Origin of the sequence: Devosia sp. Root635, assembly GCF_001427605.1 — a bacterium.
GTDB lineage: Bacteria > Pseudomonadota > Alphaproteobacteria > Rhizobiales > Devosiaceae > Devosia.
In genome coordinates this window covers 32,256-53,297 of sequence record NZ_LMGZ01000007.1, presented here as the reverse complement: position 1 = coordinate 53,297, position 21,042 = coordinate 32,256, and the positions used below count along the sequence as shown (strand labels likewise).

The following is a 21,042-nucleotide window of genomic DNA, read 5'->3' as shown; positions in this document are numbered from 1 at the left end:
GTGGCGGATTTGAGGCTGGCGGCCCGCTCATATCAATGGCCGTCGCCGTTCTGCCGGCCCGCTCCAGTCCGCCAGTTCCATCAATCCGGTGACGTCCAGCACCTCGCAGGAACGGTCGAGCCAGCGGATCAGCGACTTGTCGGCGAGTTTGCGCAGCGTCTTGTTGGTGTGAACGATGGACAGCCCCAGCGTATCGGCCACGTGCATCTGAGTGATCGGCAGATAGAGGCTGCGCGGCGAGGTCGGGCCCACCGAGGCGGCGCGATGATAGAGAAAGGCGATCAGATAGGCCGCCCGCTCGACGGCCGTGCGCCGCCCCAGGCTGAGCAGGTGGTCATCCAGCATCCGCTCTTCCTGCGCGGCGAGCCAGGTGATGTCGAAGCCCAGGCCAGGGTGGTTGCGGAACAGTTCATTCAGCCGGTCGCGCTGGAACACGCATAGCACCAGCGGCGACAAGGCTTCCACCGAGTGCTGCATTTCCCCGATCACCGAGCCTTGCAAGCCGACCAGATCACCGGGCAGCATGTAGTTGAGGATTTGTCGGCGCCCGTCCGGCAGCGTCTTGTAGCGGAAGGCCCATCCAGACAGGAGCGTGTAGAGATGGGCGCTGTGGCTGCCTTCCGACAGCAGGGTCGTCCCCGTCTCCGCGACCAGTTCGCCGGTCTTGAACGAAGAAACGAAGCGCAATTCCTGGGCCTCGAACTCGCGAAAGCCGGGCATTGCCCTCAAGGGACATTGTTCGCAGGGAACCCTGCGTCCGGAGCTGGGAAGGACGAGATTCAAAAGGCACCATTGACGCTGATGAAGTCATCAGCCCAACGCAACCGGGCCCTGGCCGTTCCTCGACATGTCAAACTTAAATGACAGCTGAGCTGATCGGGCCGCATGAGTACCGAAAAGTTGCGGAAATACCATGCTTGCAGGTCAGACTGTCCTCATCATCGAAGATGAATTTCTTATCGCGCTCGACATCCAGCGCATTCTCGAACCCCTGGGTGCCGGCAAGACCCTGTTCGCCCGCACGACTGCCGAGGCCGAGGAACTGCGTGAGTTCTGGCCCGAAATCGGTGTCGCCGTGGTGGAAGTGCTGGCCCATGATGCCGAGCGCATCCTGCTGGCCGAGAAGCTGGGCGCCGCCGGTATCCCTGTCGTGCTGACCACCGCCGACATTACCGTCCGGCACGGCCTGGCCCACTTGCCAACGGCTCCGCTGCTGGTCAAGCCGGTACCCGAAGAGGCCCTTGCGAGCGCCATCAGTGCGGCGCTCGCAGCCCGTTCCTAGAACGAATGGTTGGTCGTGGTCACCTGGGCGGAAACCGCATCGGGACCATAATCGGCTTCGCCGCTGATCTTGAGAATATCCTGCAATCGCGTGCGGGCACGGCTCACCCGGCTTTTCATGGTGCCGACGGCGCAATCGCAAATCTCCGCCGCTTCCTCGTAGGAGAAGCCCGAGGCGCCGATCAGGATCACAGCTTCACGCTGGTCGTCGGGCAGTTGCGCCAAGGCCTTCTTGAAGTCCTGCATGTCCATCGAGCCATACTGTGCCGGATGCACGGACAGGCGCTCGGTGAAGGCGCCATCGCTGTCCTGCACCTCGCGGCCGCGCTTGCGCATCTGGCTGTAGAATTCATTGCGCAGGATGGTGAAGAGCCAGGCCTTGATATTGGTGCCCATCTCGAAGCTGGACTGCTTGGCCCAGGCCTTCATGACGGTGTCCTGCACCAGGTCGTCGGCCTTGTCGTGCTTGCCGGTCAGCGAGACGGCAAAGGCCCGCAGGCTCGGCAGGGTTGCCAGCATTTCGCGCTTGAACGTCGTCGGTTCCCCGGTCATGCCGTCACTCTCCGTCACGAGCAGCATTCTTCGCTTTCTGCGCCTGCTCTGCGCCGTCGAGCTTTTCCAGTAGGTCGAGCAATTGCTCGGGGACACCTTCATCCTGCACAGCCCCGTATAGGGCGCGCAAACGTGCACCGATGTCCGTATTCGGACCCAGCCCATCGTCTGCCCGCCCCGCCTGCGTCCGCATGCGTTGCTGGGTCACCAGTTGTTCCTTCATCATACCGTGTCTAAACCGTCAGATCGTTGAGTTTCATCGTATTTGGCGATCATAATGCGTGCCATCAAAAAAAGTTCCTCACCCTTTGGAACTTTCTTCACGAAGCGCCGTTTTCCGGTTTCGTGCATCACGAGCCAAAGCGTCACTGGGAGTTCACTTAATGACTTTGTCCACGCGGATTGCTCCGCATCTGCCGTATCTGCGGCGGTTCTCGCGCGCAGTTACCGGGTCGCAGACATCTGGCGATGCCTATGTCGCCGCCACTCTGGAAGCTCTCATCGCCGATATTTCGCTGTTCCCCGAAGCGAGCAACGACCGTATCGCGCTCTACAAGCTGTTTTCCGCCCTGTTTTCCTCGTCGGCCGTCAAGGTGCCGCTGCCCACATCCGGCTATGCCTGGGAAAAGCGCGCAGCGACCAATCTGGCCAATCTCGCCCCCCGGCCCCGCCAGGCGTTCCTGCTGGTGGCAGTCGAGGGCTTTACCCATGCGCAGGCTGCCGAAATCCTGGGCGTCTCCGACACCGAATTCGGCTCGCTGCTCGAAGAAGCCTCGATCGAGATTTCCCGCCAGGTGGCGACGGAGATCATGATCATCGAGGACGAGCCGCTGATCGCCATGGATATTGAGCAACTGGTCGAGAGCCTGGGCCACAAGGTGGTCAGCGTCGCCCGCACCCACAAGGAAGCGGTCAATCTCTTCGCCCAGACCCAGCCGCGCATGATCCTGGCCGATATCCAGCTTGCCGACGGCAGCTCGGGCATCGATGCGGTCAACGACATTCTCAACCATCATTCGGTGCCGGTGATTTTCATCACCGCCTTCCCGGAGCGCCTGCTCACGGGCGAGCGTCCTGAGCCGACCTTCCTCGTTACCAAGCCGTTCAATCCGGACATGGTGAAGGCACTGATCAGCCAGGCGCTGTTCTTCGACGAAGGCTCGCGCGCCGCCGCCTGACGGCGATTCCCAGCAACATGGAAGGCCGGGCCTCCCGGCCTTTTTTGTTGTCCATCAGGAACCTGCCAACCCGAGAAACGTTGTTGTTGCAATAACTTCGTCCAGGAGAGTGACATGCTCTACTACGCACTCGTCTTCCTCGTGATCGCATTGATCGCCGGCGTTCTCGGCTTCGGCGGCATTGCCGGTGCCTCCGCCGGGATCGCGCAGATCCTGTTCTTCCTGTTCCTGGCCTTTCTGGTCATATCGCTGGTTATCGGCTTCTTCCGCCGTGCGTGAGCGAAGCCCTGCAGTCCGGCCAGGTTCGTGACGCGGCTTCGCCTCCGGGCGAGGCCGTTTTTGTTCCGGTCGCCTTTATGAGTCTTCCCGCCATGTCCGCCTCACCGTCCGACCAAAAGATGCAGATGAGGCTGGATGTCTTGTCTGCCGGCTTGCGCGAAGGCGGAATCTTCGTGCTGCATCAGGGCGCCGATCACCGGTTCGACCTGGCGGAAAACCCACCGGCACACTGGCCGCAGCGGGTCATGCTCGGCCGGGTCGAGGCCGATGTGCTGCCCGCCGAAATCGCGGCCGCCTTTGCCGACGCAGTCGAGCGCTGCCGCCAGGGCCAGGAACAGACCATCGCCTTCGAGCTGGGTGACGGGTTGCGGCGGCGGCATTTCGAAGCCCATATGCTGCCCGACGAAACCGGCGTTACCACCATCGTCACCGATACGACCGAAGCGCGGGCCCGTGATATCGCCGTTGCGTCACTGCTGCGAGAGGTCAGTCACCGGTCCAAGAACCTGCTGGCCATCGTGCAGTCGGTGGCCATGCAGACCGCTCACCACAGCGGCAATATCAAGGATTTCCTCGACCGTTTCCGCGGGCGGCTGCATGCCTTGTCCAGCACCCAGGATCTGGTAACCGAAAGCAACTGGCGCGGCACCTACCTCCAATCGCTGATCGCCTCGCAACTCATCCGGGTAGGGCCGTCCGTGCTCGCCAATGTGCGGGTCACCGGCGAAAATCCGCTGCTCGGCCCCAATGCCTCGCTCCACATCGGTCTCGCCATTCACGAGCTGGGTGCCAATGCCACCTTGCATGGCGCCCTGGCCGATGGCGATCCGGGGCATATCTGGATCGATGCGCGGATCGTTGACCAACCCGGCCAGCCGGCGGACCTGGTCATCGAGTGGGAGGAGACCGGCATCGACGCCGAGCGCATCAGCCACGAACCCCATTTCGGCACGCTGGTCCTCGAACGCATCGTCCCCCTGTCAGTCGGGGGGAGCGCCGACTTCAATATCGAACCCGGCAGCGTGCGCTATCGGCTCGTCGTGCCGGCGGATCAGTTCGAAGCCTGAGCCGGCAGCAGATCATCGATCCGGCCGGTCCAGTGATAGACTGCAAGCCCGACCCACTCCTTCATCGCGACACTGGTGGTGGAGAGGTTGGCCACAAGGTCGGCGATGTCGAGGCCGAACCCTTCGCTGCCCGTGGTGCGATAGTCCGTCGGCCAGGGCGTGGCCGCGATCCCCACCTTGCGGAACAGCCCCATCGATCGCGGCATGTGAAACGCCGAAGTCACCAGCAGGACCACGCCCGGCTCGGACCCAAGCAGGGCCTTGGTGTAACCGGCATTTTCGTCGGTATTGCGCGCTTCCGTCTCCAGCACCAGCCGTTCCGGCGCGATACCGAAGGCCAGCAGCAGACGCTGCATGGTCACCGCTTCCGCCTCCGCGCCGGGCATGAGGCCGGCAATGCCACCGGTGAGCACGATCCGGGCATCAGGGTAATGCCGGGCCAGCCACAGGGCCTCCACCAGCCGGTCGCCGGCTTCGTTCATTTCGGTCACGCCACGGCCGCTGCTGATCCGCGACGAGGTCGCGCCGCCCAGCACCACGATGACATCCACCTGTGCGGGCAGTTCGGCCGGCCGCACGAACCGCGCTTCAAGCGGCGCCATCAGCACCGCGCCGATATTGGTGAAGCTCGCCATACCCAGCAGCAACATAGCCAGGGCCACCAAGACGCCACCCCAGCGGCGCCGCCCCGCGGCCAGCAGCACCAGCCCGGCAAGCCCCAGCAGAATGGTGAGGCCGATCGGCTGGACCAGCAGCCAGAACAGCTTGGATATCTGGTAGAACATGCGGCCCGCCCCGAGGATTCGTGCGCGCACCATAGGCGAGGCGAGCTGCCTGTACGAGCCCGTCATCCCCAGGCCACTGCCGCCGACACATCATTTCCCTTGCTATGTTCTCCGCTTATGCTTTTCTTGAGGGCGGTCAAGATTGCCAGCCTCATAATAAGGCAGTCGCCGGTCAGGAAGGCGCCCGTTTCGGCGGGCCAAGGGTGAATATGGCGCAAGCTGCTGCCGCTACCGCGGAGAAGTGGCCGGTCGTGGCTATCCACGACTTGCATAAATCGTTCGGCAAGCTGGAAGTGCTCAAGGGCATTTCATTCGCCGCCCGCGAGGGTGAAGTCGTCTCGCTGATCGGCTCCTCGGGCTCCGGCAAATCGACCCTGCTGCGCTGCATCAACATGCTCGAAGTGCCCGACAGCGGCTCTGTCGCCATCGATGGCGAGGAGATCAAGCTGCGCGGCAGCGGAGCGGGCCGGCAGATCGGCGACGAGCATCAGATCCGCCGCATCCGCTCCGAACTGGGCATGGTATTCCAGAGCTTCAACCTGTGGGCCCATCTCACCATTCTCGAAAACGTCATGGAGGCGCCGCTTGTCGTGCAGAAGCGCGCTCGCGGCGAAGTGCAGGAAGAAGCCCTCGCCATGCTGGCCAAGGTCGGCATTCGCGAAAAGGCCGATGCCTATCCCGCCCAGCTTTCGGGTGGCCAACAGCAGCGTGCCGCCATCGCGCGCGCCCTCTGCATCAACCCGCGCGTCATGCTGTTCGACGAGCCCACCTCGGCGCTCGACCCCGAGCTCGAAGTCGAGGTGCTGCGCGTCATCAAGGTGCTGGCCGATGAAGGCCGGACCATGATCCTCGTCACCCACGACATGGATTTCGCCCGTTCGGTCAGCGATCGCGTCATCTTTCTCCATCAGGGCATGATCGAGGAAGAAGGCACGCCCGAGCAGATATTCGAGGCCACCAAATCGACGCGTCTCAAGCAATTCCTCAATGCCGCCAGCCATGAATAGGCCGGCGATGTTGATGACAAGTCCCGGGAAACGGGCACGAAGCAAGAATAACCAATGGAGAAACAGATGAAGAAGCTCATCCTCGCGGCAACGGCCATCCTGGCCCTCGGCTCCGCGGCCCAGGCGCAGGAAACCGTGCGCATCGCCACCGAAGGCGCCTATGCGCCCTGGAACTTCCTCGACGACACCGGCGCCCCCGCCGGCTTCGAGATCGATCTGGGCAACGCCATCTGCGCCCAGGCCGGCATCACCTGCGAATTCATCATCAACGATTGGGATTCGATCATCCCGAACCTGCTCGCCGGCAACTACGACGTGATCATGGCCGGCATGTCGATCACCGACGAGCGCCTCGAAACCATCGACTTCACCCAGAACTACTTCCCGCCCGACCCCTCCAAGTTCGCCGCCGCCGCCGGTAGCGGCATTGACGCCGCGGCACTCGAAGGCAAGCGCATCGGCGTCCAGGGCGGCACCATCCAGGCAGCCTATGCCGAGGAAAACCTCGGTGCGACCAATACGGTGGTCTCGTTCGGCACCGCCGACCAGGCCATGGCCGACCTCGCCGCGGGCAACCTCGACACCATTCTGGCCGATGGCGCCTATCTTGAGCCGGTTGTCACCGCCTCCGGCGGCGCAATGGAATTCGTCGGCGAGGACGTGATGATCGGCAACGGCGTCGGCGCCGGCATCCGCAAGGACGAAGCCGAACTCAAGGCCACCTTCGACGACGCCCTGACCGCCCTCAAGAAGGACGGCACGGTCGACAAGCTGATCGCCCAGTGGTTCGAAGGCCGCGGGCCATATTTCGCTGAGTAATCGAAGCCTCCAAACGCTCGGTCACCCCTCTCCCCTGGTGGGAGAGGGTGGATCGCGCATAGCGCGAGACGGGTGAGGGGGTGCCTCCGCATATGCCGACTACCGAAACATCGCGGCCCCCTCATCCGCCCCTTCGGGGCACCTTCTCCCACGAGGGGAGAAGGGGAGCCGGCGGCTGGACCAACCCATGAGCGAAGACCTCGCCTTCTGGCTGAGCTACATCACCAACGGCAAGCATCTCACCTGGTATGCGAGCTTCCAGTTCACCATTTTCGCTGCCGTCTTCGGCGGCACGCTTGCCGTCGTCTTCGGGTTGATCGGCGCCACCCTCAAGAATTCGCGGTTCCTGCCGCTGCGCCTCATCGGCACGGTCTATTCCTCCATCGTGCGCGGCGTGCCCGACGTGCTGTTTTTCCTGTTCTTCCCGCTGGCCTTCGAGCAGGCAGTTGAGTGGTTCATCGCCAGCCAGGTCTGTACGCCGGACATGCTCGCCGCCCAATCCGCTGCCTGGCCGCCCTGCAAGGAGGCCAACTGGTTCCTCGGCACGCCCGAATACCTGATCCTCGCCTCGGTCTCGCTCGGCCTGGTCTATGGCGCCTTTGCCACCAACGTCATCCACGGCGCCCTGCGCTCGGTGCCAAAGGGGCAGCTCGAGGCCGCCCGCGCCTACGGCATGAGCGCCAGCCAGTTGCTGTGGCGTGTCCATATCCGCCAGATGTGGGTCTATGCCCTGCCCGGCCTTTCCAATGTGTGGATGCTGATTATCAAGGCGACCTCGCTGCTGAGCCTGCTGCAGATCGCCGACATCGTGCTATGGGCCGACCGGCTCGGCGCTCCCAATTTCCTGCCCGCCGTCGGCCTTGTGCATGAGGACTGGCGCTGGCGCTATTACCTGGTGCTGTTCGTCTTCTATATCCTCGTGACGCTGCTTTCCGAAAAGGTCTTCGAAGCCATCATGCGCCGTGCCGGCCGCGGCATCCTCAGCGAGGTGCGTCACTGATGGAGCGTTTCCTCGACGAGCTCGCCCTCTTCGCCCCGGCCGTGGTGTTCAACATCTATTTTGCCGCGGCATCCATCCCGATCGGCTTCGTCTTCGCCATCTTCCTGGCGCTCGGCAAGGCATCGGCCAGCCCGCTGATTTCCCGGCTCAGCCGCGGCTACATCTACGCCTTCCGCGGCTCGCCGCTCTTCATCCAGTTCTTCATGGTCTATTCGCTGGCGCTGTCCTTCAATGTCGGCGTCTGGAAGCCGATGGGCCTCTCCTGGTTCGTGCTGCATCCACTGTTCATCGGCCCGCTGGTCCTGGTGCTCAATACCGCCGCCTATACCGCCGAAATCTTCTATGGCGCCCTGCGCGCCGTGCCGCGCGGCGAGGTCGAGGCGGCGCGTGCCTATGGCATGTCGAGGGTCCAGCAGTTCCGCCACGTCATCTGGCCCAATCTCATCCGCCTCGCCTGGCCCGCCTATACCAACGAGGTGGTGTTCCTGTTCCACGCCACGGCCATCGTCTATTTCGCCCTGCCGGTCATCGGCCAGCAGAAGGATCTGATGATCACCGCCAAGGAGCTTTTCGAGCGCGATTACAACGCCTTCCTGCACTTCTCGGTCGCGGCGCTGTATTTCCTCGCCGTGTCGCTGGTGGTTTTCTTTCTGTTCGGGCTGGTCTATCGACGGCTGATGCGCCACATGCCGGCCGCGCCCGGCCTGCGCTTCGCACCAAAATGGCTGCGCTGAGAGATACGAAAATGACTTTTGCACTGCATCACACGGCGTTGGCGGGTGACACGCCCGGCGCCACCACTGAGCTCTATTGGTATACGGCCGGTCCCGAGGACGCCGCGATCAAGGTGCATCTGCAGGCCGCCCTGCATGCCGACGAGCAGCCCGGCACCATGGCGCTGCATCATCTGCTGCCCCGGCTGCGCGACGCCGACGCCGCCGGCCAGCTCAAGGCGCGTTTCACCATCTTCCCGTCGGTCAACCCGCTGGGCCTCGCCAACTATTCGCTGCGCCACCATATTGGCCGCTACGACATCGAAACCGGTGTCAACTACAACCGCCGCTGGCCCGACCTCTATCCGCAGGTCGCCGACGCCATTGCGGGCAGGCTGGGCGACGACCCCGGCGCCAACATCGCCATCATCCGCGCGGCCGTCGCCGACTGGATCGACAGCCAGCGGCCCCACTCTGCCATCCAGCAGCTTCGCCTGCTGGTGCTCAAATCCGCCGCCGCGTCCGATATCGTACTCGACCTGCATTGCGACGACGACAGCCTCAAGCACATCTTCACCTCGCCCGAACTTATGCCGGGCCTGCAGGATCTGGCAGACTGGATGGGCGTTGCCGCCACATTGACCGCCGAGGACAGCGGCGGCGGCTCTTTCGACGAGGTGCTGCCCACGCTTTATCGCAAGGCGCGCCTGGCTCATCCCGACCATCCCATCCCTATCGGCGCCGAAACGGCGACGCTCGAATATCGCGGCCGCGCCGATAGCTTTGACGCCATCGGCCGCGAAGACGCCGCCGGCCTCTTCGGCTTCCTTGCCACCCGCGGCCTCATTGCCGCCGACGCCGGCAGCGAGCCCGCATCGGCACCCGCACCGACACCCTTTGAAGCGACTGAAGTATTGCGCGTCGACGCACCGGGCCTGCTGGCCTATCGCGTCGAACTCGGCGACCGCGTGCGCAAGGGCCAGCCGATTGCCGATCTCATCGCCATGGATGGCCCCGAAGCCTTCATCGCCCGCCGCCCGATCCTGGCCGGGACCGACGGCTTCGTGCTGTCGCGCGTCACCGGCAAATACGTGGTGCGCGGCGCCGGCATCGCCAAGATCGTCGGAGCCGAGGTGCTGCCGACCCGCGCCGGGGCATATCTGCTGGAGGATTGATCGCTGTGCCACGCCCTCGTGGTTCGAGGCTCGCGAAGGGCTCGCACCTCACCATGAGGACTACTCTTGGTGCAGTGCTTCAGTAGCCCTCATGGTGAGGTGCGCTTCTTCAGCGCCTCGAACCACGAGGGCGTGGCACACAACCCCTACCCCGCCAGAGCCGTCAGCTTCGCCTCGGCCTCGGCCTTCAGCGCCGGAGCCTTCGGCAGAACGTGCGTCAGCAGGTAGTGCGGCAGGTCGATATGGTCGAGCGGCCGGGCGAAATAGAAGCCCTGTAGCTGATGGCAGGCGATCTCGGAGAGGAATTCGGCCTGCTCACGGGTCTCCACCCCCTCGGCGGTGATCTTGAGCTTCAATGTCTTGCCCAGCGAGGCAATTGCCTTGAGGATATCGCGCGCCACCTCATCATCGCTCGACGCATCGACGAAGGAACGGTCGATCTTGATCTTGTCGAACGGGAACTTGAGCAGGTAGCTCAGGCTGGAATAGCCGGTGCCGAAATCGTCCATGGCGATGGTGACGCCCAGCGCGCGGATTTCGCCCAGCTTTTCCACCACCTCCTCCGGATTCTCCATCAACAGGCCCTCGGTGATCTCGATCTCGAGGCGAGGCGCGGCCAGGCCGGACACCGCCAGGGCACGCTTCACCACCATGGAAATATCGGAGCGGCGGAAATGTTTGGCCGACAGGTTCACCGCGACCGTCAGGTGTTCCGGCCAGTTCACCGCCGCCAGGCACGCCTGCATGATGGTCCAGTCGCCGATATCGACGATGAGGTTGGACTGCTCGGCAATCGGAATGAACTCGGCCGGCGGCACCAGCCCACGGATCGGATGGTTCCAGCGCACCAGCGCCTCGAAGCCCGTCGGCTTGCCATCATCGGCCGAAACCAGCGGCTGGTAATAGAGCACCAGCTCGTCGTTGCCGATCGCGTCGCGCAGTTCCACCTCGAGCAGCCGCCGCTCGCGCGCTTCGGAATCCATCTGGCTTTCGAAGAAGCGATAGACCGAGCGGCCGTCCGCCTTGGCCCGATAGAGCGCCAGGTCGGCATTGCGCAGGATCTGGTCGGGCCGCGTGCCATTCATCGGCGCCATGGCAATGCCGATGCTGACCCCTATATTGACCTGGTCGTCGTCGATCACATAGGCCCGCCGGATGTCCTCGATCATGCGGGCTGCGAGGCCCCCAACGCTGTCCACATTGCAGTCATTGGGCAGGATGACCGCGAATTCGTCCCCACCCAGACGCGCCACCAGATCGGTCTCGCGCACCATGGCCTGGATGCGCTGCGCCACTTGCGTCAGCAACCTGTCGCCGGCCATGTGGCCGCGGCTGTCATTGACCGACTTGAACTGGTCGAGATCGAGGAACATCACCGAGAATGGCGTGCCGTAGCGTTCCAGCCGCGCCACGCAGGAACTGAGCTGTTCGGTGAACTTGGTGCGGTTGAGCAGGCCCGTCATCGGATCGTGATGCGCCAGCGTGGTGATCCGCCGCTCGGAGATCTTGCGCTCGGTAATGTCCGAGCCGGTGCCGATATAGCCCAGATAGTTGCCGGATTCGTCATAGGCCGGCTTGCCGGTCAGGCTCCACCAGCATTCCTTGCCATCGGCGGTAACCCGCAATTCGATATCCTGGAATGTCTGCCGGCCCTGCACGTCCCGTTCCGCATGCGCCATCAGCGGATCGCCGGGTGGGGTGATGCAGCGCAGGAAATGCACGAAATCAGCCCCCAGCAACGCCTCCTCGGAAACGCCGGTCGCGGCCGTGAAACCGCCGGACATGCGGTTGATCGCGCCTTCCGCGTCAAAACCCCAGATCCAGTCCGAAGTGCTCTGCTCGAATTCCCGCAGCAAGAGGCCGATGATCTCGCGCTTCTCCTTGAGCTGGGTTTCCGACGCCCGATGCGCCACGAAGGCCGCGGCGTGATTGAGCGTGATGATCACCATGACGAAGGTGAAACCCATCAGCAGCGTGCCATGCACCCAGACATCGGGCGTGGCGTCGAGCCCAAGTACAGTCCCCAGCGCGCCGATGATGAGCGGAATGGAGAAGGCGGCCAGTGCCTGCGGATAGTTCACCAACGCCATCATCGAAACGCAGAGCAGGCCGCCCGCACCTATTGTCGCCGCGCCGCGAATGGCGGGATCCTGATCCAACGGCAGCACGCTCAGGACAAAACCCCACAGGCTCCCCAGCAGCAGCGAATAGACAATGGTCCGCAAGACCGGCCGGCGGGGCGGACCATTCGTGTTTTCCTGCGGATGCACGAAAGCGAGGTAAGTGCCGTGCAGACCGATCAGGACAATGACGCAAACGGCCGCCAGGATCGGCCAGAAGCGCGTCGTCTGCCAGGTCAGGATCAGGAACACCGCCGAAACCACAATCGAGGCCACCAGCATAGCGGGCGCCATGCGTGTCACCGAGCCCAGTTGCTGGCGCAGCAGCTTGTCGCGGACATGCGCCGACAGCCCGTCCGCGCCGATGGCGCGGTCGACAAAGCCATTGATCAGGGAAATCAGGCCCGAACCCGGTGCGACACTCATACCCTAACATGCGGTGGCATCACTTAATTTTGCGTATGTGGAGCCTTTCGCGCTCAAGCAAAATTGCTTCGAATTACTGGTTACTAAGCGCAAATATCGCTGATCGTCAGTTACACAAAATAAACCGAGGCGCTTAAGCCGTTTTTTAAGCGCCATCAGTAGTTTTGCTCCTCTAAGGGCGAAAAGTCCCAATTTGGAGAGAGCGTCGATGACCATCAAGACCAATTCGGTTCCCGAAGCCGCGCTTACCGGTAGCCTGCGTGACTTCCGCAGCCCCGAGGGTCCGGACCTGATCCGGCGGGCCGATGGTTTCTACGATTGGCAAAATCTGCGCCGTGAGCATGAGCTGTGGCCCTATGCGCGCTCCACCTCCACCGCCCCGCAGGCGCGCTGCGAAGCCCGCAGCGACACCGGCGAGATCTTTGCCGGCATCAATTTCGCCAGCCAGGACTATCTGAGCCTGTCGTCGCACCCGGCCGTCAAGACCGCGGCCATCGCGGCCATCAACGAATATGGCGTCCACAGCGCCGGCTCGGCCGCCTTGCTCGGCAACACCGCCAATTCCCTGTTGCTCGAACAGGGGCTGTCCCAATTCCTCGGCGGCCGCGAAGTCGTGCTCTACCCCACCGGCTGGGCGGCGGGCTATGGCTCCGTGCAGGGCTTCGTGCGGGCCAATGACCATGTGGTGATGGATATCCTGGCCCATTCGTGCCTCCAGGAAGGCGCCAAGGCCGCCACGCAGAACATCCACTATCACGGCCATCTCAACCTCGAAGCCCTTAGCCGCAAGCTCGGGCGCATTCGCGCCAACGACACGGAAAACGGCATCATGGTGGTCACCGAGAGCCTGTTCTCGATGCATTCCGACACGCCGGACCTGCTGGCCATGCGCGCACTCTGCGACGAGTTCGGCGCCACCCTGCTGGTCGACTGCGCTCACGACCTGGGCTCCATCGGCGATGACGGACTCGGCCATCTCGGGCTGCAGAATGCGCTGGGCGCCGCCGATATCATCATCGGCAGCTTCTCCAAGACCTTCGGCTCCAATGGCGGCTTCATCGCCGTCAAGAGCCGGGCGACCGCCGAATATCTCAAATATTACAGCGCCACCCACACCTTCTCGAACGCCCTCTCCCCGGTACAGGCGGCCTCCGTGCTCTGCGCACTCGATATCGTGCGCTCCGAGGAAGGCCGTTCGCTGCGCCGCAAGCTGATGGACAATATCCTCTATCTGCGCGCCGAAATGACCCGTGCCGGCCTCGAAACGTTGGGCGATCCGTCGCCCATCGTGCCGGTGCGCCTCGGCCTCGAAGGCGTTGGGCGCTTCGCCAGCCGTCACCTGATGGCCATGGGCGGCATCGCCAATCTCGTCGAATACCCGGCCGTGCCGCAGGGTGGCGCCCGCTTCCGCTTCCAGGTCATGGCCTCCCACACGCGCGATGACATCGACCAGGTCGTCGCCATCCTGGCCAGAGCCATGCGCGAAGCCGATCTCGAATACCGCCTCGGCCATGAGGGCCAGCAGGACGCAGGACGCACCCGCGCCACCAGCGCCGCGGCCTGACGGAGACCATCATGGGCCACGCCCTCAAGCTGCTTGCCGTGGACGACGATGCCCCGTCAGCCGAACTGATCGTGCGGGTGGCGGAACGCTGCGGCTACGACGCCTTTGCCACCTCCGACTCCCGTGGGGTGATCAATCTCGTGGCCGCCTTGCGGCCCGACGTGATGGCGGTGGATATTTCTATGCCCCATGTCGACGCCATCGAGCTGTTCCGCATGCTGGCCGAGGCCAAATATCCGGGCGACATCATCATCGTCAGCGGCCAGGACGAGCAGACCCTCAGCATGGTGCAGCGCTCGGCCGAACTGATGGGACTGCGCCGCCCGCATGTGCACCAGAAGCCACTCGATTTCGCCCACCTGCGCGAAACCCTGACGATGCGGCTGGCAAAGGCGGGGTGAGCCTTCTTTACCTCTCCCTTCGGGGGAGAGGTCGGCGCGCAGCGCCGGGTGAGAGGGCCTTTACTGGGTGCGGTGCGTGGGGTAGGCCCCTCACCCGCCTTGCTTCGCAAGTCGACCTCTCCCCCAAGGGAGAGGTCAGAAAGCCCTACCCTACATTCATTGCGGCTTCGGGGGTCTTCGGCCCCAGCACGGCCTGCATCTTGCCCAGCAGCCGCGGCAAATCCACCGGCTTGGTGTCGAAGTCGATGCAGCCGGCGGCCAGCGCATTGGCGCGGTCGCTTTCGAAGGCACTGGCGGTCAGCGCGATGATCGGCAAAGCCGCCGTCTCCGGGTCGGCGCGAATGCGGCGCGTGGCTTCGCAGCCATCCATTTCTCCCAGCCCGATATCCATCAGGATCACGTCGGGCATCAGCGCCTTGGCGGCCGCGATGCCGCTCGGGCCGTCTTCGGCAAAGCGGATGGAAAAGCCGCGGCGCTCCAGCCGACGGCCGAGTACGTCGCGGTTGATCGGATTGTCTTCGACGATGAGAACCAGGGTCATGTCGGCGTTGCGTCCTATGCGTTGGCGGCCTTGGCGCGCGGCTGGCCGCGCGTGGCCTTGAGACCGGCAAGGGCCGCCTTGACCTTGCTGGCGTCGAACGGTTTCATGACGATCCCGTCCGCCCCCGCCGCCAGGGCCTTGGCGCGCTCGCTGAGGATCGAGATCATGAACACCGGAATATCGGCGGTCACCGGATCGGCCTTGAGCGCCGCCAGCACATCCCAGCCATCGAAGCCCGGCATCAGTATGTCGAGGAAGATCGCGGCCGGCTTCACCGTACGGGCAATCTGCAGCGCCGATTGCGGCGCATCGGTACAGATCGGGGTATAGTCTTCCTTCATGAACAGGCGCTCGGCCAGTTCGAGGAAGCTGCGATCGTCATCCACCACCAGCAGGCGCGGGCGCCGGTCATGGTTGACGGCATGCCCGCTCATCCCGGCAAAGCCGGCCTTGCGCTCACCCGCATCGGCTTCGCTCTCGGCGATAAATTCGTCTTCCGGCGCCGACTGGCGCGGCGGGACGATGAGCGAGGCAACGGGTTCGGGCGCCGCCTGCTCGCCATGCGACGGCACGCGGATGGTGAAGCGACTACCCTTGCCGAGCTCGCTTTCGATCTCGATCTGCCCGCCCATCAGCCGGCACAGATTCTGGCTCAGCGACAGGCCCAGTCCCGTTCCGCCATAAACGGCGGCGATCTTGGAATTGGCCTGGGTGAAATTGGAGAACAGCGCCTTCTGCTGATCTTGCGAAATGCCGATGCCGGTATCGGCCACGGCGATTTCCATCCACTCCCCATTGCGCTGCACCGCCAGGGTGATCTGCCCGTTCTGCGTGAATTTGGCGGCATTGGAGAGCAGGTTGAAGATGGCTTGCCGCAGCTTGGTGGCGTCAGCCCGCATGGTGCCGAGGCTTGACCCGCGTTCGACCACGAAACTGTTGGTATTCTTGGCGGCCAGCGGCCGCGCCGTGGCCTCGACGTCGTCGATCAGCTTGTCGAGATCGACATTCTCCATATGCAGGGCCATCTTGCCGGCCTCGATCTTGGAGATATCGAGAATATCGTTGACCATGGCCAGCAGGTGCTTGCCAGCGGCGCTGATCTTCTGCAGGTCCGCGATCTGCTCGCCGCGCCCGTCGAGCTCGGCATCTTCGAGCAGGATTTCCGAATAGCCCAGCACCGCATTGAGCGGCGTGCGCAGCTCATGGCTCATCTTGGCCAGGAATTCCGACTTGGCGCCATTGGCGCGCTCGGCATCGTCCTTGGCGCTGGTCAGGGCCTTGAGCGTATACTGGTGGCGCTCGATTTCCTTGATGAGCTCGGACTGACTGTCCACCACGCTCGAATAGTAGGCCGCCATCATGAACACATAGATGTTCGAGCCCAAAGCCGAGAGCATGCCGGCCACCACCATGTCATCGACCGGGATATGCTCGGGAAAGTCGCCGTAAAGATAGAACCCATACAGCGAGGCGATGCCGACGGTGATCTGGGTGAATACGAAGATGCGCGCCGTCCAGGTCGAGCCCAGATACATGAAGGCCAGCAGCGGCGTCAGCACGAACCACACCAGGAACGGCGAGCTGGTGCCGCCATAATTATAGGTGCCCCACAGGATGGCGAAGGTGAGGTTCAGCACTGAGGCCATGGCCAGCGGCGTATAGGCGCGCGGGAACAGCTTCACCAGCGCCAGGAACGGCCAGAAGCCATAGATGGACGCCGCCAGGATCGGCACATGCCAGAGCGGCTGCGGATCGGCAAACCACAGGAACAGCGGAATGGGCGTCGCGATGATCGGCCCGAAGACATGGCTGATGATGAACATCTGCACCCGCTTGCGCGTATGCAGGTCGCCACTCAGATGCTCGGGGATGAACCAGTTCATCACCCCCTGCAGAAAGGTCAGGATAGCCAAGGAGCAGCCTCGCGCGCGGATACCGCCCGAGAGTGGCCGCAACACTTTGAAAAGTCGTAAACTATTGTTCCGAAGGTGGAGATAAGTGGGCCTTGCCTGACCCCTTTCGCAGTGCAAGCGGCTCCACCGCCGGAAAGTGTCTACATTGGTAGGCTCTTGCCCTCCCTCCCCCTTGAGGGGAGGGTAGCGCCGCCGGGCCCGCAGGGCCTTGGCAAAGCTGGGGAGGGGGTAGTTCCGTGGTCCACTGACAGACCCCCTCCCTCGGTCCCTCCCCTCAAGGGGGAGGGAGGCGCATGACCGAGGTCAGAGGCCCAAGATGGCCGCACAGGCTTCCTATGCGCGGCCCCTGGGTAAACTACACCAGCCCCAGCCCCTCATATTCCAGCGCCATCATCACCCCGCGCAGCTCCGCCAGCCCCTTCATCCGCCCGATGGTGGGATAGCCCGGCTGCGAGCGGCGGCCGAGATCGTCGAGGATGTCCTGTCCGTGGTCGGGGCGCATGGGGATGACATGGTCCTTGCGGCCCGCCGCCTTGCGCTTCTTTTCCTCGCGCACGATGGCGGCGATCAGTGCCACCATATCGGTATCGCCGCCCAGATGCTCGGCTTCATAGAACGAGCCTACAATGTCGTCATTGTCACGCTTGACGTTGCGCAGGTGGAGGAAATGCACCTTGCCACCCAGCCGCTCCATCATGCCCGGCAGGTCGTTGTCGGGCCGCGCGCCCAGCGAGCCCGAACACAGCGTCATGCCATTGGCCGGGCTGTCGACGGCATCGAGGATGTACGTGTAATCCGCCTCGGTCGACATCACGCGCGGCAGGCCGAGCAGCGCGAACGGCGGATCGTCCGGGTGGCAGCAGAGCCGCAGGCCGAGGCCTTCGGCGGTGGGCACCACGGCATCGAGGAAATCGACGAAATTGGCGCGCAGCCGCTCGCGGGTAATGGCACCATATTCATCCAGATGCGCCTGCACGTCTTCGAGCGACATCGACTCCGTCGAGCCCGGCAACCCCATGGTGACGTTGCGCGCCAGCTGCTTGCGGGCCACATCGTCCATATTGGCAAAGCGGCGTTCCGCCTCATCGGCAATGGCATTGGTATAGTCGGTTGCCGCGCCCCGGCGCTGCAGCACATGGATGTCGAAGGCGGCGAAGTCGTTGATGTCGAACCGCATGCACGAGCCGCCATTGGGCACCGTCCAGCGCAGGTCGGTGCGGGTCCAGTCCAGCACCGGCATGAAATTGTAGCAGATGACCTCGATGCCGCTGTCGGCGAGGTTCCTCATCGAGATCTTGTAGCTCTCGATATGCTCGCGCCAGGCATTCTTCTGCTTCTTGATGTCCTCGGAAACCGGCAGGCTTTCCACCACGTCCCAGGTCAGGCCCGAAGGTGTGCCATCCTTGCGTGTGCCGATCTCGGCATGCCGTTTGGCGATCTCTTCGGGCGTCCACACTGCCCCGTTGGGCACGTGATGCAGCGCGCTGACCACGCCCACCGCGCCGACCTGGGTGATATCATCGATGCTGCACAGGTCTTTGGGTCCGAACCACCGCCAGGTCTGTCGCAAATCAGGCACTCCAATGCTTCTTGTATGGTAGTCCATGCCACAGGACCGTGCGGGCGGAAAGCCCTATTCCTGCATACAGTTGGACATCACTTCCGCATGTCTCGGTCGTAGACGAATTTCGGCATCTCCCAACGGAAAACCAAGGCCAGAACGCGCAGCGCGAAACCCACGACGATGGCGACGATCACCATCAGATCGCCAGGCAACGCCCAGAGCAGGCCGAGATAATAGACCACGCCCGCCACCATGGAGACGGTGGCATAGAGTTCGCCCTGGAAGATCAGCGGCACATCATTGCACAGCACGTCGCGCAAAATGCCGCCGGCTGTCCCCGTCACCATGCCGGCCACGATGACGATGATTGGATGCACGCCGGCCTCGATGCCGATATTGCAGCCGATGACCGTAAAGACCACCAGCCCCAGCGCATCGAGCAGCAGAAATGGCCAGCGCAGGCGATCCACCAACCGCGCCAGCGGGATGGTAATCAGCGCCGCAGCACACACCTCCAGCAGCAGATAGGGGTTTTCCACCCAGGACAGCGGATAGTGATCGAGCAGGATGTCGCGCAGCGTGCCGCCCCCCAGCGCCGTGACGCAGGCAATGAGGCAGACCCCGAACCAGTCCATGTTCCGCCGGCCCGCTGCGAGTGCCGCGGTCATCGCTTCGGCGGCGATGGCGATGTAGAAGGCGATGAGCAGCATTGGCTCCGTCCTGACCTTGTCGAAACCGGGTTGTCTTTCGTCACGTTACCGCAAGAGATTGCCGCGTCCAGTGAGAGCCAGCATGCGCCAGCCCAAATCCGTCAAAAGCCTCGAAGACCTCGGTCGTGTCCGCCTCAGCGAAAATTTCTTCCTGCGCGATTTCCTCTATTCGGAGATCGCCATCATCCACGGCTTCCAGAACATTCCCGATGATCCGGACCTCGCCATCGCTGCCGGCAAGGTGCTCTGCGAAACCCTGCTCGAACCGCTGCAGGCCCGCTTCGGCAAGATTTCCATCCGCTCCGCCTATCGCTCGCCCGAGGTCAACCAATTCGGCAACCTCAACAAGCTCAATTGTGGCCGCAACGAAACCAATTTCGGCGGCCATATCTGGGATCGCCGCAATACCGAAGGCCAGATGGGCGCCACAGCCTGCATCGTCGTCAACCGCTTCGTGCCCTATTACGAGCGCACCGGCGACTGGGAAGCCATGGCCTGGTGGGTCCACGACCATCTGCCCTATTCCGAAATGGAATTCTTCCCCAGGCTGGCCGCCTTCAACCTGAGCTGGCAGGAGGAACCGAGCCGCACGATCTATAGCTTCATCCCGCCAAGACGCGGGCGGCTGACCGCGCCGGGAAAGCCGAACTGGGCCGGGCGGCACGATGCGGCCTACGCCGCCATGCTGGGTGAAATTGGGTAAAGGCAGGTCGCTTTCCCAGCCACGGCGTCATCCCGGCGAAGGCCGGGATCCATCCTGAACGCGTCCCACGCCCACTGCTGTTCCAGTCATCTCAAGATGGATTCCGGCCTGCGCAGGAATGACATCGTGAGTATGGGCAGGACAGCTACAGAAAATCCGCCCGGTGTGGCGTGAACACATCCACCAGCCGGCCGCGCGTCAGCGCCACCACGCCGTGGACCAGCCCCGACGGCACGATGAAGCTGCCGCCCTGCTCGACCACCTGCGTCGCTCCGTCGATGGTCACCTCGAACCGCCCCTCGGCCACATAGCTGACCTGGATATGGGGGTGGCTGTGCGGCGCGCCCACGGCGCCCTGCTCAAAACCGAACTCCACCTGCATCAGCTCGGGTGTATGGATCAACACCCGCCGTGTATTGCCCGGCGCCAATTCGGTCCACTCGGTCTCGTTGGGCTGCGCAAACAGCTTCTGCTCACTCATTTCGTCACCTCGCCAGCCAGCCGCCATCCACGGGGATGACGGCACCGTGCATATAATTGGAGGCCTGCGACAGCAGGAACACTGCCGCATCGCCGATGTCGGATGGCGCACCCCAGCGCCCGGCCGGAATACGCCCCAGGATCGATGCCGAGCGATCGGGATCGGCTCGCAGCGCCTCGGTATTGTTGGTCTCGATATAGCCCGGCGCGATCGAATTGACGTTGATGCCCCTGGCCGCCCATTCGTTGGCCAGCAGCCGCGTGATGCCCAGCACCCCGCTTTTGGACGCCGTGTAGCTGGCGACGCGAATGCCGCCCTGGAAGCTCAGCATCGAGGAAATATTGACGATCTTGCCGGCCCGCCCCGCCGCCAGCGCCTTCCGGCCCAGCGACTGGCACAGGAAGAACATGGTCTTGAGGTTGATATCCATCACCTGGTCCCAGTCGGCCTCGGTGAAATCCACCGCGTCGACCCGCTTGATGATGCCGGCATTGTTGACCAGCCCATCGATGGGACCATGCTGCTCCCACGCCGCCTCGAACATCGCCTGTGCCGCGGCGGTCGAACCCAGATCGGCCTGCACCTCGACGAGGTCGGCGCCGAGCCCGGCCATCAGCGATGCCGTTTCCGCCATGCTGGAGCGCCCGACGCCAATCACCCTTCCACCCGCCCGGCCGATGCCGAGCGCAATGCCCTGCCCGATGCCGGTATTGGCGCCGGTGACCATCACCGTCCTACCAGCCAGGCTGAATGCCGAAAGATC

Annotated in this window: 23 protein-coding genes; 12 read left to right on the top strand and 11 right to left on the bottom strand. The window is 63.5% G+C overall.

All coding sequences use genetic code 11. The features are described from left to right. Positions 1 to 27: 27 nt before the first annotated feature. Positions 28 to 783 (bottom strand): Crp/Fnr family transcriptional regulator, encoded by a 756-nt coding sequence (locus tag ASD80_RS04980; protein ID WP_056229808.1) that lies wholly within the window; start codon positions 781 to 783, stop codon positions 28 to 30. 130 nt (positions 784 to 913) lie between these two features. On the opposite strand from ASD80_RS04980, the gene ASD80_RS04975 reads away from it, so the two are divergent. Continuing rightward, positions 914 to 1,282, top strand: coding sequence for a response regulator (locus ASD80_RS04975; RefSeq protein WP_056229805.1), 369 nt, complete (start codon positions 914 to 916; stop codon positions 1,280 to 1,282). On the opposite strand, the gene ASD80_RS04970 is transcribed toward ASD80_RS04975, so the two are convergent. Together ASD80_RS04970 and ASD80_RS04965 are read right to left on the bottom strand one after the other, a co-directional pair. Next, positions 1,279 to 1,833, bottom strand: coding sequence for an RNA polymerase sigma factor (locus ASD80_RS04970; protein ID WP_056229802.1), 555 nt, complete (start codon positions 1,831 to 1,833; stop codon positions 1,279 to 1,281). The genes ASD80_RS04975 and ASD80_RS04970 overlap by 4 nt on opposite strands. 4 nt (positions 1,834 to 1,837) lie before the next feature. Further along, positions 1,838 to 2,056, bottom strand: a complete 219-nt coding sequence (locus ASD80_RS04965) for a NepR family anti-sigma factor (protein ID WP_056229935.1) — start codon at positions 2,054 to 2,056, stop codon at positions 1,838 to 1,840. Between the two features lie 160 nt (positions 2,057 to 2,216). On the opposite strand from ASD80_RS04965, the gene ASD80_RS04960 reads away from it, so the two are divergent. The 3 genes from ASD80_RS04960 (at position 2,217) to ASD80_RS04955 (ending at position 4,357) form a co-directional block, all read left to right on the top strand. Then, the gene (locus ASD80_RS04960) at positions 2,217 to 3,011 is read left to right on the top strand and encodes a response regulator (protein ID WP_056229799.1); all 795 of its coding nucleotides are present in this window, start codon (positions 2,217 to 2,219) and stop codon (positions 3,009 to 3,011) included. Between the two features lie 114 nt (positions 3,012 to 3,125). Beyond that, positions 3,126 to 3,290 (top strand): DUF1328 domain-containing protein, encoded by a 165-nt coding sequence (locus tag ASD80_RS18425; RefSeq protein WP_082555065.1) that lies wholly within the window; start codon positions 3,126 to 3,128, stop codon positions 3,288 to 3,290. A 125-nt stretch (positions 3,291 to 3,415) separates the two neighbouring features. Further along, the gene (locus ASD80_RS04955) at positions 3,416 to 4,357 is read left to right on the top strand and encodes a sensor histidine kinase (RefSeq protein ID WP_162247319.1); all 942 of its coding nucleotides are present in this window, start codon (positions 3,416 to 3,418) and stop codon (positions 4,355 to 4,357) included. On the opposite strand, the gene ASD80_RS04950 is transcribed toward ASD80_RS04955, so the two are convergent. Next, the gene (locus tag ASD80_RS04950; protein WP_056229794.1) at positions 4,342 to 5,142 is read right to left on the bottom strand and encodes a YdcF family protein; all 801 of its coding nucleotides are present in this window, start codon (positions 5,140 to 5,142) and stop codon (positions 4,342 to 4,344) included. The two genes, ASD80_RS04955 and ASD80_RS04950, sit on opposite strands and share 16 nt — an antisense overlap. 209 nt (positions 5,143 to 5,351) lie before the next feature. Between ASD80_RS04950 and ASD80_RS04945 the strand changes: the two genes are divergently transcribed. The 5 genes from ASD80_RS04945 to ASD80_RS04925 all read left to right on the top strand — a co-directional run bounded on the left by ASD80_RS04945 (position 5,352) and on the right by ASD80_RS04925 (position 9,856). After that, complete coding sequence (locus tag ASD80_RS04945) at positions 5,352 to 6,149, top strand: ABC transporter ATP-binding protein (RefSeq protein WP_056229792.1); 798 nt, start codon at positions 5,352 to 5,354, stop codon at positions 6,147 to 6,149. Between the two features lie 66 nt (positions 6,150 to 6,215). After that, positions 6,216 to 6,968 carry a transporter substrate-binding domain-containing protein gene (locus tag ASD80_RS04940; RefSeq protein WP_056229789.1) on the top strand — a complete coding sequence of 251 codons (753 nt, stop codon included), beginning with the start codon at positions 6,216 to 6,218 and terminating at the stop codon, positions 6,966 to 6,968. Positions 6,969 to 7,155: 187 nt separating this feature from the next. Then, positions 7,156 to 7,968, top strand: a complete 813-nt coding sequence (locus tag ASD80_RS04935) for an ABC transporter permease subunit (RefSeq protein ID WP_056229787.1) — start codon at positions 7,156 to 7,158, stop codon at positions 7,966 to 7,968. Then, positions 7,968 to 8,702 (top strand): ABC transporter permease, encoded by a 735-nt coding sequence (locus ASD80_RS04930; protein ID WP_056229784.1) that lies wholly within the window; start codon positions 7,968 to 7,970, stop codon positions 8,700 to 8,702. The genes ASD80_RS04935 and ASD80_RS04930 overlap by 1 nt, the downstream gene beginning before the upstream one ends. 11 nt (positions 8,703 to 8,713) lie before the next feature. Beyond that, entirely contained in the window at positions 8,714 to 9,856 is a 1,143-nt protein-coding gene (locus ASD80_RS04925) for a succinylglutamate desuccinylase/aspartoacylase family protein (RefSeq protein WP_056229781.1), read from the top strand. Positions 9,857 to 10,002: 146 nt separating this feature from the next. On the opposite strand, the gene ASD80_RS04920 is transcribed toward ASD80_RS04925, so the two are convergent. Next, positions 10,003 to 12,402: a putative bifunctional diguanylate cyclase/phosphodiesterase gene (locus ASD80_RS04920; RefSeq protein WP_056229779.1), complete on the bottom strand. Its 2,400-nt coding sequence runs from the start codon at positions 12,400 to 12,402 to the stop codon at positions 10,003 to 10,005. Between the two features lie 208 nt (positions 12,403 to 12,610). Here ASD80_RS04920 and ASD80_RS04915 point away from each other — a divergent pair, with 208 nt between their 5' ends. Both ASD80_RS04915 and ASD80_RS04910 read left to right on the top strand, forming a co-directional pair. Continuing rightward, entirely contained in the window at positions 12,611 to 13,966 is a 1,356-nt protein-coding gene (locus ASD80_RS04915; RefSeq protein WP_082555064.1) for an aminotransferase class I/II-fold pyridoxal phosphate-dependent enzyme, read from the top strand. An 11-nt stretch (positions 13,967 to 13,977) separates the two neighbouring features. After that, positions 13,978 to 14,367: a response regulator gene (locus ASD80_RS04910; protein ID WP_056229776.1), complete on the top strand. Its 390-nt coding sequence runs from the start codon at positions 13,978 to 13,980 to the stop codon at positions 14,365 to 14,367. A gap of 145 nt (positions 14,368 to 14,512) precedes the next feature. Here the strand turns inward: ASD80_RS04910 and ASD80_RS04905 are convergent, their stop codons facing one another. The 4 genes from ASD80_RS04905 to ASD80_RS04890 all read right to left on the bottom strand — a co-directional run bounded on the left by ASD80_RS04905 (position 14,513) and on the right by ASD80_RS04890 (position 19,095). After that, complete coding sequence (locus ASD80_RS04905) at positions 14,513 to 14,908, bottom strand: response regulator (protein ID WP_056229773.1); 396 nt, start codon at positions 14,906 to 14,908, stop codon at positions 14,513 to 14,515. A gap of 14 nt (positions 14,909 to 14,922) precedes the next feature. Then, complete coding sequence (locus ASD80_RS04900) at positions 14,923 to 16,821, bottom strand: ATP-binding protein (protein WP_156460329.1); 1,899 nt, start codon at positions 16,819 to 16,821, stop codon at positions 14,923 to 14,925. 355 nt (positions 16,822 to 17,176) lie between these two features. Further along, the gene (uxuA, locus tag ASD80_RS04895; RefSeq protein WP_056229766.1) at positions 17,177 to 18,391 is read right to left on the bottom strand and encodes a mannonate dehydratase; all 1,215 of its coding nucleotides are present in this window, start codon (positions 18,389 to 18,391) and stop codon (positions 17,177 to 17,179) included. Positions 18,392 to 18,477: 86 nt separating this feature from the next. Beyond that, entirely contained in the window at positions 18,478 to 19,095 is a 618-nt protein-coding gene (locus ASD80_RS04890; protein ID WP_056229764.1) for a trimeric intracellular cation channel family protein, read from the bottom strand. Positions 19,096 to 19,177: 82 nt separating this feature from the next. Between ASD80_RS04890 and ASD80_RS04885 the strand changes: the two genes are divergently transcribed. Then, positions 19,178 to 19,798: a hypothetical protein gene (locus tag ASD80_RS04885; RefSeq protein ID WP_056229762.1), complete on the top strand. Its 621-nt coding sequence runs from the start codon at positions 19,178 to 19,180 to the stop codon at positions 19,796 to 19,798. A 145-nt stretch (positions 19,799 to 19,943) separates the two neighbouring features. Here ASD80_RS04885 and ASD80_RS04880 read toward each other — a convergent pair whose 3' ends face one another. Together ASD80_RS04880 and kduD are read right to left on the bottom strand one after the other, a co-directional pair. Continuing rightward, on the bottom strand, positions 19,944 to 20,279 hold the full coding sequence (locus tag ASD80_RS04880; protein WP_056229931.1) for a cupin domain-containing protein: 336 nt from the start codon (positions 20,277 to 20,279) through the stop codon (positions 19,944 to 19,946). 4 nt (positions 20,280 to 20,283) lie between these two features. After that, positions 20,284 to 21,006 (bottom strand): 2-dehydro-3-deoxy-D-gluconate 5-dehydrogenase KduD, encoded by a 723-nt coding sequence (gene kduD, locus ASD80_RS04875; RefSeq protein WP_413813361.1) that lies wholly within the window; start codon positions 21,004 to 21,006, stop codon positions 20,284 to 20,286. Positions 21,007 to 21,042: the final 36 nt, after the last annotated feature.

Coding starts and splice junctions, on each gene's coding strand:
- kduD (WP_413813361.1), bottom strand. CDS start 21,006: ATGGTCACCGGCGCCAATACCGGCATCGGGCAGGGCATTGCGCTCGGC.
- ASD80_RS04930 (WP_056229784.1), top strand. CDS start 7,968: ATGGAGCGTTTCCTCGACGAGCTCGCCCTCTTCGCCCCGGCCGTGGTG.
- ASD80_RS04910 (WP_056229776.1), top strand. CDS start 13,978: ATGGGCCACGCCCTCAAGCTGCTTGCCGTGGACGACGATGCCCCGTCA.
- ASD80_RS04970 (WP_056229802.1), bottom strand. CDS start 1,833: ATGACCGGGGAACCGACGACGTTCAAGCGCGAAATGCTGGCAACCCTG.
- ASD80_RS04905 (WP_056229773.1), bottom strand. CDS start 14,908: ATGACCCTGGTTCTCATCGTCGAAGACAATCCGATCAACCGCGACGTA.
- ASD80_RS04920 (WP_056229779.1), bottom strand. CDS start 12,402: ATGAGTGTCGCACCGGGTTCGGGCCTGATTTCCCTGATCAATGGCTTT.
- ASD80_RS04955 (WP_162247319.1), top strand. CDS start 3,416: ATGAGGCTGGATGTCTTGTCTGCCGGCTTGCGCGAAGGCGGAATCTTC.
- ASD80_RS04885 (WP_056229762.1), top strand. CDS start 19,178: ATGCGCCAGCCCAAATCCGTCAAAAGCCTCGAAGACCTCGGTCGTGTC.
- ASD80_RS04975 (WP_056229805.1), top strand. CDS start 914: ATGCTTGCAGGTCAGACTGTCCTCATCATCGAAGATGAATTTCTTATC.
- ASD80_RS04940 (WP_056229789.1), top strand. CDS start 6,216: ATGAAGAAGCTCATCCTCGCGGCAACGGCCATCCTGGCCCTCGGCTCC.
- ASD80_RS04945 (WP_056229792.1), top strand. CDS start 5,352: ATGGCGCAAGCTGCTGCCGCTACCGCGGAGAAGTGGCCGGTCGTGGCT.
- ASD80_RS04960 (WP_056229799.1), top strand. CDS start 2,217: ATGACTTTGTCCACGCGGATTGCTCCGCATCTGCCGTATCTGCGGCGG.
- ASD80_RS04950 (WP_056229794.1), bottom strand. CDS start 5,142: ATGTTCTACCAGATATCCAAGCTGTTCTGGCTGCTGGTCCAGCCGATC.
- ASD80_RS04965 (WP_056229935.1), bottom strand. CDS start 2,056: ATGAAGGAACAACTGGTGACCCAGCAACGCATGCGGACGCAGGCGGGG.
- ASD80_RS04880 (WP_056229931.1), bottom strand. CDS start 20,279: ATGAGTGAGCAGAAGCTGTTTGCGCAGCCCAACGAGACCGAGTGGACC.
- ASD80_RS04915 (WP_082555064.1), top strand. CDS start 12,611: ATGACCATCAAGACCAATTCGGTTCCCGAAGCCGCGCTTACCGGTAGC.
- ASD80_RS04925 (WP_056229781.1), top strand. CDS start 8,714: ATGACTTTTGCACTGCATCACACGGCGTTGGCGGGTGACACGCCCGGC.
- ASD80_RS04935 (WP_056229787.1), top strand. CDS start 7,156: ATGAGCGAAGACCTCGCCTTCTGGCTGAGCTACATCACCAACGGCAAG.
- ASD80_RS04890 (WP_056229764.1), bottom strand. CDS start 19,095: ATGCTGCTCATCGCCTTCTACATCGCCATCGCCGCCGAAGCGATGACC.
- ASD80_RS18425 (WP_082555065.1), top strand. CDS start 3,126: ATGCTCTACTACGCACTCGTCTTCCTCGTGATCGCATTGATCGCCGGC.